Origin of the sequence: Insulibacter thermoxylanivorax (assembly GCF_015472005.1) — a bacterium.
Lineage (GTDB): Bacteria > Bacillota > Bacilli > Paenibacillales > DA-C8 > Insulibacter > Insulibacter thermoxylanivorax.
In genome coordinates, this window is record NZ_BMAQ01000017.1 from 1 (window position 1) to 12,213 (window position 12,213).

General features: G+C 46.4%; 10 protein-coding genes and 1 pseudogene. All 11 read right to left on the reverse strand.

Translation table 11 applies throughout. The features are described 5' to 3' along the window. Positions 1 to 429: 429 nt before the first annotated feature. Positions 430 to 780 (reverse strand): annotated as a pseudogene (locus PRECH8_RS14820) (response regulator); the annotation flags it as partial. A gap of 26 nt (positions 781 to 806) precedes the next feature. After that, positions 807 to 2,612, reverse strand: a complete 1,806-nt coding sequence (locus PRECH8_RS08120) for a hypothetical protein (RefSeq protein ID WP_200966604.1) — start codon at positions 2,610 to 2,612, stop codon at positions 807 to 809. A 19-nt stretch (positions 2,613 to 2,631) separates the two neighbouring features. Beyond that, complete coding sequence (locus PRECH8_RS08125; RefSeq protein ID WP_200966605.1) at positions 2,632 to 3,231, reverse strand: PilW family protein; 600 nt, start codon at positions 3,229 to 3,231, stop codon at positions 2,632 to 2,634. 5 nt (positions 3,232 to 3,236) lie between these two features. Next, positions 3,237 to 3,764 carry a type IV pilus modification PilV family protein gene (locus PRECH8_RS08130; protein WP_371871193.1) on the reverse strand — a complete coding sequence of 176 codons (528 nt, stop codon included), beginning with the start codon at positions 3,762 to 3,764 and terminating at the stop codon, positions 3,237 to 3,239. Between the two features lie 102 nt (positions 3,765 to 3,866). After that, on the reverse strand, positions 3,867 to 6,959 hold the full coding sequence (locus tag PRECH8_RS08135) for a vWA domain-containing protein (RefSeq protein WP_200966607.1): 3,093 nt from the start codon (positions 6,957 to 6,959) through the stop codon (positions 3,867 to 3,869). 18 nt (positions 6,960 to 6,977) lie between these two features. Then, positions 6,978 to 8,147 (reverse strand): S-layer homology domain-containing protein, encoded by a 1,170-nt coding sequence (locus tag PRECH8_RS08140; RefSeq protein WP_200966608.1) that lies wholly within the window; start codon positions 8,145 to 8,147, stop codon positions 6,978 to 6,980. A gap of 5 nt (positions 8,148 to 8,152) precedes the next feature. Beyond that, positions 8,153 to 9,235, reverse strand: a complete 1,083-nt coding sequence (locus PRECH8_RS08145; protein WP_200966631.1) for a type IV pilus twitching motility protein PilT — start codon at positions 9,233 to 9,235, stop codon at positions 8,153 to 8,155. A gap of 40 nt (positions 9,236 to 9,275) precedes the next feature. Beyond that, on the reverse strand, positions 9,276 to 9,923 hold the full coding sequence (locus tag PRECH8_RS08150; RefSeq protein WP_200966609.1) for a GspMb/PilO family protein: 648 nt from the start codon (positions 9,921 to 9,923) through the stop codon (positions 9,276 to 9,278). Between the two features lie 5 nt (positions 9,924 to 9,928). Continuing rightward, the gene (locus PRECH8_RS08155) at positions 9,929 to 10,483 is read right to left on the reverse strand and encodes a PilN domain-containing protein (RefSeq protein WP_200966610.1); all 555 of its coding nucleotides are present in this window, start codon (positions 10,481 to 10,483) and stop codon (positions 9,929 to 9,931) included. 4 nt (positions 10,484 to 10,487) lie between these two features. Further along, positions 10,488 to 11,432 carry a type IV pilus biogenesis protein PilM gene (pilM, locus tag PRECH8_RS08160; protein ID WP_200966611.1) on the reverse strand — a complete coding sequence of 315 codons (945 nt, stop codon included), beginning with the start codon at positions 11,430 to 11,432 and terminating at the stop codon, positions 10,488 to 10,490. A 132-nt stretch (positions 11,433 to 11,564) separates the two neighbouring features. Beyond that, positions 11,565 to 12,119, reverse strand: coding sequence for a prepilin-type N-terminal cleavage/methylation domain-containing protein (locus PRECH8_RS08165; protein ID WP_242457494.1), 555 nt, complete (start codon positions 12,117 to 12,119; stop codon positions 11,565 to 11,567). Positions 12,120 to 12,213 lie beyond the last annotated feature (94 nt).

Sequence of the window (12,213 nt, forward strand, 5' to 3'; positions counted from 1 at the left end):
CGGCTCCTCTTCTTCTCTGCGCTTGCGTTCTTCCTCTTCTTCTCTGCGCTTGCGTTCTTCCTCTTCTTCTCTGCGCTTGCGTTCTTCCTCTTCCTTCTTGCGCGCTTCTTCTTCTAACCGCTTGCGCTCTTCTTCTTCCTTCTTCTTCCGTGCCTCTTCTTCCTGCCTCTTGCGCTCTTCTTCCTGACGTTTTCTCTCTTCTTCTTCCTGCCTCTTGCGCATCTCTTCGATTAATTTGGTATCTTGTCTTAAGAAGCGAGGGATGAATGTCTTTAACTTGCCTTGATCCTGTTGTACGTTCGGGTCCGGGATGATGCCTTCAACCGCTGCAGTGCCCTGTACCTTAACTGCCGTCAAAGCAGCCTGTGCTTGCTGCACGACATGGGCTTCTGATTTTTTGCGGTTCCTCTCCACATGTTGAGAAGCGTACTTAAAGATGACCTCGTTTACCTTCTCCGGCTTGAACGGCTTCATGATATACCCAACGGCTCCAACCTTCAGCGCCTCGGAGATCTGCTCCTGCTGGCTCATCGCAGAGCAGATAATCACGACCGCTGACGGGTCGAAAGCCTTGATCCGGCGCACAGCCTCGACCCCGTCGATCTCCGGCATGCTGATATCCATGAAGATAATATCAGGCTTCAGTTCCTTGTACTTCTGGATCCCCGCATTGCCGTTCTCCGCCTCGCCAACAACTTCATGCCCGAACTTCTCCAGGATATCGCGCAACATCTTACGCATGAACCTCGTATCATCTACCACCAAAACTCGATAAGTCATGCTGCTACACCTCGCTATCTAAGTGTTTACTTATAGGTAATCTCTTGGATGAACATGTTGACTTCTTCAGTTATCGGGATGCCGATCGGCGGATTGGTGTACAGTGACAAGTCTTGTTTGACTTGCAATCTCGAGCGAATCGTCCTGTTCCCGTTACCATCAACGGACATCAAGCTGTCCTGATCGGCATCGAAGTAGTATCCGGATGGATGGACGATTAACCCAGGCCGGGATTCCTTGCTTGATTCTCCTCTAACCGCATTCAACGTCACCTTCCTGCCATGGACACCGCCGATGATTTCCAGCTTCGAGATCACCCCATAGAGATCCATGTCATCGGATGCTGAATACAGGAATGCCCGTATCCTGCTTGCAGCATCCGGATCGGTTAAGTTATCGGATAAGATGATCTTCCCCGATGATACGAGCACCACGGAAGCCGCATCTTCAGAGACTTGCTCGTTGATACTATTCATCTCTTTCATCTCGATGTCTCCGACTACATAGACGGACCCCTCGATATTCAGATCGCCTATTATCTTCAATTGGCCGTTGACGAACATGGTTCCTTTAAAATTCAGATTATTCATGATCACATTGCCGTCGATGGCGACAAATTCTCCGTCAGGTACCGAAAGATTCCCTGTTAAATACGCTGCAATGAGATTGGGATCATCGTACTTCACGTATAACGAGCTTTTGGAATCAGAAATCGGTTCAAAAATAACATTTGCTCCGCTGGAAATAAACAAAGTCCCGTCCTCAATAAGGAGATTCCCCTTAACAACAAGATCTCCTTGTGCTTCTACCCAGACACTTCTAAAGTGTATTCCGTTGTTAATGGTCGTGCCATTTCCGATGATTTCAGCACCGAATCCATCCGGACTCCGACTGCGAGAATCAGCGATCTGCGTTATCATTTCATTAATTAGATCTGTGTTGCCTATGATATTAGCAACAGTCTCTTCTACATCGATGACCTCGGCCGGTGTCAGATACTCATCAGAGAAGGGTTTCCGATGTTGAAAAAATTCGCGCTCGAAATCTCTTTCTCTCATATTTCCATATTGGTCTTCTACCATATATTTACCCGCTGCTTGAATAAACCCTTCCATCGATGCAGTTCCAGATTGGATCGTGTGTTGCTGGTTAATGTTTGTGATGAACCTTGCCTTATTAGAAATCGTCACATTACCAGATGCATTGTTAAGGTTATCAACGTAAACATTGCCCACAATATGCGATGCTCCATTTAGGATCAATTCTCCGTCTGCAGAGATTGGGTATCGAAATACGGGATTAATTGTAGAGACGTAGATCGTCATCTCCTTGCTTACCCTAACTCCAGGTCGAAATCTCCGAGACTCTCCAATCGATGTCACTTTAATTTCTTGCACATATGGGTAATCTGGTACATATTCTATGAGATCTTTGTCATTTGGATTGCTGATTACCTGACTGGTAATCTCCACTTTATAGGTTCCCTGATTTGTTTCGACTTCATATTCCACGGTTGTCGGGAACGAACTAATAGCTGTCCCGCTTATCGCTTCAAGCGCGTGTTTAATATTATCTACGGTATTCGTCACCTTGCCACGATAATCAGTATTCTGATTGCCTGTTTTCACAGCGGATTGTACGATGGCATTTACTTCATCAATGCCGACCTGCGCCAGCATCTCAGCATGAATCCTGGCTTCCGCTGAACTTGTGTGCACAAAACCTTGATTAAGGATACGCAGGACAATCATTCCCATAAGGCTCATCAACGTAAGTGCAAGAAGAGCCAGAATCATCGCTGCACCGGCTTCGCTGCGCCAGCTTCTGCTCATATCCGCCCCCCTCCTGTTCCTATTTCATCCTAAACAAAGGTATCTGCTGTTTGATTTCAATATGGACGTCTTCCAAACTGTGCGTTAGATTCTCTTGGACTCTAAAAAACTCCAATTCCACCATAACGGTTTCTTGATTTAAGACATTAAAACTTCCCTTCATAGAGAACATATCATCCGTAACGCCGTGAGTTCGAATATATTCGTTGCCGTCATCATCTACAGATTTGATTTGCAAAACTTCCGTCGATCTATTCGGATCAGAAGATATGAAACTATAGGTGTATTCATTGATGTATTGATCAGCAGATGTATCGCCCCACTTTACGACCACAATTTCCTTATTGTTTGAACCTTGCTGAACATAGATAGCGTCCCGCAGCTCGTTGATCACCGATGCGAAGACAGCATTCGCTTGGTTCCGCAATAACGTCTCTGAAGTAATCCGTTTATACATCGCGGCTCCCATCAGTACGAATGCATTCACGATCGCGACGATCATGCTTAGAATCAAGAGTGCAGCAAGCACCTCAATTAATGTCAAACCTCGCTCATCGGAGCGGAAACCGCTTAATCGACCGCTCAGTATAGATCCTCTTCTACCTTTAGCTGTTGACAACGTCATCACCCACCTAACTTCACCACATAAGAAGGTATTGTAACAGAATAGCGGCTTTCCGTTGATCCGCCTTCTTTGGTGTAGCCCCAGAAAACTGTAACACGCATTGGAATTAGGTAAGAAGAGGAATCCCCTATCACCTGATCTAATTTTGTCTTTTGCGGATTAGTACGTATGTCCAATTCGACTTCGTATTTATAGTAAGTGTTGTTAATTTCTTCATCATCAAGATCTAGATCTTGCAAGGTATTATTAGCATCTAATCTGATGAGTTCAGTCCCTCGAGTGCTAAACTCCGCTCTTAACTCTTCAAATTTTGCCCCTTCCTCGTAAGTCTCCCGAATCTCGGCGATCTTCAGCCTGGCTAAATTCATTGCAATTAAACGCCGGCTTTGGTCAGCTGAGGTCTCCATAGAGGATATAAGGTTGCCAAGCAACAACACGGTAATGATCGACATGATCGTCAAGGCACCCAGAATTTCGATCAATGTGAGACCGCGCTCATCTTCGGTGATCCTTTTTCTATTTGGCATGAACTTCAAGTTTTGACACACCCCTTTAACTGGGCCCATGGGTCGGAAAATGAAGAAATTTCCGAGTCGCTGGATGTCCAGCGACTCAGAAAGCAACCTAAATTAATATCGATTTTGATTGAAATTGATATTCAGTCTATCAGAAGTGATTACTTCGGATTCGACTCCCATCTCGTCAACGATCTTGAAATGCACGTAACTGGTTCCTTCTTTGGAAACGATGATGGAATCAGATCCCATTTCCTTCCACTCGGAATGATCAAGATTTGGTTTGTTTGCATTGTCAGTGATCATGTAATAGACTGTTTTAATTTTTACAGCATTCCGATTATGATTTCCTTCCACTACAGATTCAGCATCTAATTTGACCTTAAGAGGTTTATTAGAAACATTACCTGTATAGGAGGTACCGTCCAATCCTTCTACGGAAGGAGTACCGGCAGGACCAGTATTCACCATAAATACATAAGTGGTCGTCGCTTCATTACCGAAAAGATCCGAAGCTTTCACCTCTAGTCTGTGCCATCCGTTGTAATCATTTCCAAGTATTTCTGCAAGATCTAATTCAGCAGCAGCAACTTGACCGTTTATTGGAAGATCTACATAGGCACCATTGTCCAGTTTATACTGAGCGGATTGAAGATTGCTCTCATTATCTCTTACTGTGATTTTGAGTTTCGCGTTCTCACTCGTTGTGTAATCAAAAGGTGTATTATCGCCGTTTACTGCTTCGTAAGTCCGATCTGTACCATTCTTCGTGTAAGTCTGCTTTGGATCAAGTACGATCTGAATCAATGGTTTCTCAGTATCCGAAACCATCGGGAATACACCGGACTTGTTATTACCAACTTTATCTTCGACTTCAAAGAGTGCTTGTCCATTCATAACGGCTTCAATCGGAATTCGTACGACCAGTCCATCTGCATTAATCTTCCGCTCAATCGGAGCAGCATTGCCAATTTTCACGGTAAAGACTTCATCACCTTCAGCATCAGTGCGAATACCGCTATGCGCATCGCTGAATGCATTAGGGATCGTATACACAAGATCGCTGCCAACGATTCGAATATGAGAATCATTAAGTGCCGGTATAATCGGAAGCACACCGTCTAAGCTTACTGTACGCAGTTTCACATCACCATAGTGTACCGCTGCACCATCTCCGATCGCCTTCGTAACAGCCCGAACCTCAATTGTCAGATTCTCGCCGTTCTCAGTAATGGCTTTCGTATCACTTGGCAGGAATGCTTTCCATGGTCCGTGATCCACGCGATATTCATACCGATCGACATATCTGGTTGTGAAAGAATCGTCGACATAGATCGTATTGTGCGGAAGACCGGGGTTAGCATCAGCTGCCGCCAGTTTCCCTTTACCGCGTTTGTATTCCACATCGCCTTCAGCAATCACGTTGCCATAGTAATCTGTTATTGTCACATTCGGAGCCGAAGGCAACAGGTTCAAGGTTTCCGTTTCTTCTTCTCCTGCGAAATCAACGAGGACCGAGGTATGTCCTGTATCAGCAAAGGCGAGGCTGCTGATTGGATTCTCGCTTAAATCCACATACCATTGTGTGTCGCCCTCATGGCTGACCCGTGTAACAACACCTTCACCATCACCGATGTATCGGTTATTCCACTGGTCAATAAGAATGACTTTAACATCGAAGACCGGCAGCTCATTGACGAGCGGAACACGTTTGTTGGAACCGATGTTATCGATATACTCTACATAGGCTTCTGTTTCTGCCAGATTGAATGTTCCCGCGTAAAGGAATTGCAGCTTAACATCCCGAGTAATCGGTTGATGATTCGCGATATTCAAGTTTCCAAGCTCAATAACGATCGTGCGGCCTTCATTCTGTACACTTAATCCTGCTGTCGAATTGTCTGCGACCGCTTGTACACCCTCAGGCAGTTGATGCACAATCTTGACATTGCGCAGTTGATTATTTGAACGAATGAGAGCACCCGTAGGATTCAAGGTGTAGGTAATGCCTGCAGCGTCGTTTTTGTTCCACTCGGACAGCTCTTCATCGCTTAATGCAGCCGAAGCAGCCACTTTGCCTTGTAATCCAAGAGCATCATAGAACTTTAAGATGATCTCATCGTCGATGATCGTTTCACGCGGCTCACCGTTCAGCTTATATGTCACCTTAGCTTCAGGTAGTTTCACCGTGGCTGGAGAGCCGGTATATTTGAATTTGATCGGTACGCATTTAGATGCTTTCGAATCATGGGCAATCTGACCTAAATCGATTTCCACAACACCATTTTTGATCGCTGCCCCTGCATTATCTGCTGCCAACTCAAATCCATCAGGCAGCGGCTGTGTTAACACGACATCCTTAAAGGATGGATCGATCAGTTCTAAGATTTTCTCAAAGGCTTGATCCAATTCATCCGGGTTCGTAGCTGTGAAGCTTTCTCCGCCGGTTTTTGTGGAAATATAATCAAGCAACTCTAAATCCACTTCATCTGTTCCTGCAGTGGCCAAAGCAATGGTGAATACGGGAACGCCGTGTCTAGCAATTTCGTCGGCCTTTTCCATCGCATAACGTTTGGCCGTTGTACCTCTGCTGTCTTGTCCGAGTATCGGACCATATGTCCTGCCGAACAATTCATAGTAATAGTAATATGCAGTGGCAGCACCATCAGTCAATAGAATGATATAGCGATTATTGGGGTCAGCATTTTTCACAACCTCGTAAGCATAATCAAGGCCCATCTGAATGTTCGTGCCGCCGTTAGCCGTGAGACGGTCGATAGTTCTGTCGATCTGGTTGTAATTAGTTGTTAAGTTGTGGTGATGATGCGGATGACTCTCAAAAGTTACAAGTCCGATCTGATCTCCATAGTTAGCAGTCCGGAACTTTTTGGTGATGAGTTTTGCAGACTCTTTAGCGATGCTCAGCCTTGTTCGCTTATCTTTGTTAGACACATTAAAATTCATACTGCCCGATACGTCCATAGCAAATGCGACGTTAATCGGAGCACGCTGAGTGAATACTCCTTCCGGCTTAACACAGTATTCAATAGTGAATTCTTCATTGATGATGATCTCAGTCTTCGATGCTTCTCTGCTTCCCGACAGACGCAAGCTGTCTGAAGCAAAGGCTTGGATCGGCACAAGCGCCATACACAGCAGCACGACGAGTGCCATTCGTAAAACACGCTTGAATGCTTTACTACGCATCTTAAAATTGAACCTCCTTTAGATTAATTGAAGTAATACGGACAAGACTTTAAATGCCTCTGCCCGCTGTAATTTGTTATACGGCCGGAATGTACCGTCCGAATAACCCGCGATAATACCGATCTGCGTTGTATGCTCCAGTGCTTCTCGTTGAATGACATTGAGGTTAGAAACGTCTGAGAAATTGATCTTCTCTACGCGGGGCTCGATTCCATAAGAAGATACCGCGTGGTAGATCATCTCGATCATCTCCACTCTGGTAATCTCATCGTTCGGCCGGAATCGGCTCGTCTCAGATCCCCGCGGGATGATGCCGGCCCGCTCTGCTGCTGCTACTTCCTCTTGCACCCAAGTGCCAACAACATCACCATATTCGGTCACTTCATCAAGAGGCAATTCAAGAGCTCTGGTCAGCATGGCAATGAATTCTGAACGCGTCAATGTTCGTTCTGGGCGAATGGTCTTATCCGGATAACCGGTGACAATTCCGAGTTTATAAAGATGGATGATATAATCCTTAGCCCAGCTTCCTGCTGCATCCACGGGCAAATCGATCGCATTCACAGGATCCGGAACCCGTGTGTGCAGCTTGACGGCGCCGGGATCACCATAATCGATCTCTACGCCCTCAGGCAGCTGATGCTGAATGCCATACATGTTGTATAATTTCATATCCTCGATCTTCGCCAGACCTCTTGCTGCTGCTTCAGAATCCGTTGGAATATCAGCAACCCAAGGCAGGATTCCGAGATAATCCGCTATATGATAATTCTTCTGGTTGGATTCAAGGAAGTAATCCGGGATGAAAGCCTCTAGATCGGGAACTGCTTGTACCAAAGTACCGTCAGCTTGATAAGTGAGATCATCCCAAGTCATCTGCAAATCGTTCTCATGTCTGGAAAATTCCCCCGTCCAAACACGGATCACTGCAGTCCTGCGAAGATCGGATTCATCGTAGTGGGTAACCACCGCCATCGGATCATCGGAGACTACCTTGCCGAGATAGAGATAGGCAGGGTCTACTGGGATCCGCTCATAGACGGCAAGCCGCTCTTGTGCAGATTTCCCTTTCGCATCACGCCAGCTCGCCGCTCCCTCGGCATGGACGGGCGTCACCACTGCTAAAAGCATCGCAACCGACAGGATCGCCGCCAACCAAGTTCGGCCGGTCTTCTTCACTGTATACATGCTTGCTATTCCTCCCCTATGCTCATTAGATATTCGTTCAACGCATCTCGATAGACAAGCCCTCTCTCTACCAATTGCTTAATGCTTGCTCCCATGGTGATCATGCCGATATCCCGATTCGTCTGCATTACAGACTTGATCTGGTAGATCTTCTCCTGACGGATTAAGTTAGCTACCGCAGGCGTATTGATGAGCAGTTCGATCGCCAACTCTCGTCCGCTCTGATCGATACGCGGAATCAGTCTCTGTGACAACACGCTGATGAGCACCGACGCGAGCTGGATCCGAATCTGCCGCTGCTGCTCCGTCGGGAAGACGTCGATGATCCGGTCCACCGTCTGCGGTGCATCGGGCGTGTGCAGGGTTGCTAAGACCAAGTGTCCCGTCTCGGCCGCTGTAATGGCCGTGCGGATCGTCTCCAAATCCCGCATCTCACCGACGAGGATCACATCGGGGTCTTGACGCAGGGCGGCGCGAAGTCCTCTGGCGAAGGATTGGGTATCCGTCCCGACTTCACGCTGCACGACCAAGCTGTTCTTGCTCACGTGGAGGTACTCAATGGGGTCCTCCAACGTGATGATATGCTTGTTCTGCGTCTCATTGATGTAGTCGATAATCGCCGCCAGCGTCGTCGATTTCCCGCTTCCCGTCGGTCCAGTCACGAGCATCAGTCCCTGCATCTTGTTCGCAAACTGCTTCACCACTTCAGGCAGCTGCAAGTTATCAAGGGATGGAATACGATTCGAAAGTACGCGGAATGCCAAGTTCGTGACGCGTTTCTGACGGAATGCGTTACCCCGGTAACGGCTTAAGCCGGGAATCTCGATGGAGAAGTCCACTTCCCCGTATTCCTTTAACTCCTCTAACTGCTTCTCATTGAGCACATCTTCCGCCATCCGTTCTGTTTCAGAAGCGGTCAGGATGTGATTGATCACCTTGTACAGCCGGCCGTTCAACCGCATCATCGGTTCTGTCCCTACATTGATATGAAGGTCTGATGCCCCTGCTTCATAGGCCATCTGAAGCAGTTCGCGGATCGACGGCGCGGAGGATTGAACTGAAGTATGACCGTAGCCGTCTTCTTCCATATCAAAGTTATCGATGTAGATCTCCATCTATCTTCGCTCCTTAGAAGAACGGATTCTTATGACCGCCCGGTGCTTCGTAATCCGTCGGCAGCGGCCGATCGAACAGATGAGCTAAGTCAGGTGCATACAATGTTTTTAATGCAATCGATGCCTTCATCTCCCTGTCAGGCTGATTGCGATGAATTTCTAGTTCCGTTGGCCACTCTAGATTTAAATTTTGAATGATCATAAGTCTCTGTTCTGTCTCAATCTCTTCTAGTAAGCGATATATCTGCGAATATTCTCCCTCTACGCTTGTAGTAAAATCAATTGTTGACACTAAGGAACTGACTTCTCTTTGCAAGACCTCAAGATCTCCGTCTAAGTTATAAGCATAGGAATCAAACTTCAATCCGCTGATCGTTTCCAACTTCCTCAGATCACGCAGCCAGAGTTCTACATACGGTTCCTCTGGTATCTGAGCACGAACCTTTTGGAGTACAGCGAGATTTCCCATACTGTTTTGGCTTAATGATGCAACCTGTGTTTCCAGTTGCTGAATTCTTGCCATCTTAGCATTAAGATCATCTTGCAATCCTGCAAGTTCCTCTTGTTTAGGTGCGACTAAGTACACATATAGCAACACTAGGCAGAGGATGAGTAGTAACATAATCAAGAGAAAAGTTTTCGAGATTCCCAAGCGTTCCATACTATCTACTCCTCGCTGTTCATATGCAGTCCAATGTCAAAGGTGACTTGGATGGCTGGCAGGTAATCTTCGCCCATCGGATGTTCAACTTTTGTCATACCTCCGCTTCTAATAAAGGTGAACACCTCGGAATTTTTCAACTCCTGCATGAACGAGACTACCTCTTCTGTCGATGCGAACAATCCCGTTACCTTTACCTGATCACCTGATAAAATGATCGATGTTAGATTGGCGTCAACAGGCAAATGAGGGGTCAGCGCTTTCAGCACTTCTGTTGGCTTCATATAACTGCCGCGAATGACATCTATTAGTTCGACTAATCTATGGGATGTCTGCAACTGTTGAAGCTCATGAACTTTGGTCTCCAAAACTTGGATGGATTGTTCTGCTAATTCAATCTCGGCTTTAACTGATTTAATCTCCGATACCGTATTGATATATGTCCAAGCCAATGAAACAACAGCTATTATAGCGACTGCTACCAGTAGAATTGGAACCGTTCGCCCAGGCTGGACTTCCTTCTGTCGCTGTTGGAGCAGGTTAATTTCAATTGCTTGCATGTCTTCACGCTCCCTTCATTGCCAAGCCGATCGGTACAGTGTAAGAGTGATAAACTGCTTGATAGTTTGCAATGGCCGATTCCAACATCAGCGGCTGGACCTGCCCATCGAAGGAGCCGTTGATCTGTTCGATTAGCGTCGGCAGCCAGTCATGTTCCGAGGAGATTAGAAGATGCTGTACATCCTCCTGATTTTTGGAGATCGAATACTTGTAGTAGTTCAGGATACGGCTGATCTCAATCGTCAGGTTTCGTCCGTACACGCTAACCCGATCCGAATCTGAATCAAGCACATACTGCTGAGGCATCATCTGCTGCCGCATGAATACCGGTATACCGTTTTCGAAAATGCAAAGATCCGCATGATCGAGCTCAGCATGAATGAGCATGAATCGTTCAGGAAGATTCGACTCGGTAAGCAGCAATAATCGGAACAGCGAAAGCGGAGCTAATTCCACAGCTCGCGGCTCCAACCCGGCTTCTTCAGCCAAGCGGGCATAACTGTCGACAACTTCCAAAGGAGTTGTGAAGATCAGCACCTCTTCTTCCCCTTTGTTATTGCCCTTGCTCTTGTTCCCTTCAGCAGCTGCAGCTGCTTCATTAACAGCCGGCGGCCCTAAACGGACATAGTCGAACACGGGATCTTTGAATGGCAGCTGCTCACGGGCGAGCAGATCAACTTCAATCCGATTGCGCAGTTCTTTGTCCTTCAGCATAGGATAAACAGATCTGCGCATCACGGCGCTTGATGCTGGTACGGCTAACGTAACACCGGCATCTTGCAGCTTTAGATCTCGCACAATCTCCTTTAATTTGCTGACCACCGCTTCCTCGTTTTCGATCCTGCCGTTTCTAACGCTCCCCTGTTCCAATTGCACCATTTCATGCTGTTGAACGCGAAGCTTCTTTCCCGTATACTCAACTACTACAACTTTGGCATGGTTATCCAAAATATGTACTCCAGCATTCCATTTGCTGTTTTTCCGAAACATATACTGTTCCCCTCTCGCCAATCTTGTGGTGAAGTCCCCCACACCTGTATATTAGGTGTGGGGTTCGATACTATATCAAGATCTACGGGATTATGGGTTTTGTGGATTAGCTAGATCTGCTTCTAGAACGAAATTGTAGTATGGATCAGCACCCTGTGCATTTGGCTTTAATGTAATTAGATAGTGCCATTGTACAGCATAGTCACCCGGAGCCCCTTTCTTCTCATCCATAACGATGGTTACAAAGCTGCCACTTTCATCGTATGCTTCACGTGTCTGCGGATCGATTAGATTCGCATCCAAATACCCTCTTTCCTTTAATTCTTCAATTGTTACTTGTCTAACAGTTCTTACCCAATCAGAACCTGCTTCTGCTGGTTCTGTACCGCTAGGAAAATTCACAAAACCTTGGTCGCTACTATCTCTACCGACTTGCTCAAATGTTCTGTCAGCAACAGCCATTCTTGCTGTAGAAATAAGCAGTTTTGCATTCTCAATTTGCGCTTTAGCTTCAGAGTTCTTAATAATCGAATTTACGGACGGAATTGCGATGGCAGCAATGATCCCCAGAATTACGATAACCGCCAACAGCTCAATCAGTGTTAAACCTTTCTGATCTTTGTGAAGTTTCTTTGTAAACTTCATAATCATTTCAACCCCTTTAATTTGATTGTTTTCGATACGATGATTCCTCTGCTAGAACCAACCGACAAAGCAACACACAACCAGCTACAGAACC

Excerpts from the sequence above, each read along its gene's own strand:
- PRECH8_RS08120 (WP_200966604.1), bottom strand. The coding sequence starts at position 2,612 with ATGAGCAGAAGCTGGCGCAGCGAAGCCGGTGCAGCGATGATTCTGGCT.
- PRECH8_RS08130 (WP_371871193.1), bottom strand. The coding sequence starts at position 3,764 with ATGCCAAATAGAAAAAGGATCACCGAAGATGAGCGCGGTCTCACATTG.
- PRECH8_RS08135 (WP_200966607.1), bottom strand. The coding sequence starts at position 6,959 with ATGCGTAGTAAAGCATTCAAGCGTGTTTTACGAATGGCACTCGTCGTG.
- PRECH8_RS08140 (WP_200966608.1), bottom strand. The coding sequence starts at position 8,147 with ATGTATACAGTGAAGAAGACCGGCCGAACTTGGTTGGCGGCGATCCTG.
- PRECH8_RS08145 (WP_200966631.1), bottom strand. The coding sequence starts at position 9,235 with ATGGAAGAAGACGGCTACGGTCATACTTCAGTTCAATCCTCCGCGCCG.
- PRECH8_RS08150 (WP_200966609.1), bottom strand. The coding sequence starts at position 9,923 with ATGGAACGCTTGGGAATCTCGAAAACTTTTCTCTTGATTATGTTACTA.
- PRECH8_RS08155 (WP_200966610.1), bottom strand. The coding sequence starts at position 10,483 with ATGCAAGCAATTGAAATTAACCTGCTCCAACAGCGACAGAAGGAAGTC.
- PRECH8_RS08165 (WP_242457494.1), bottom strand. The coding sequence starts at position 12,119 with ATGAAGTTTACAAAGAAACTTCACAAAGATCAGAAAGGTTTAACACTG.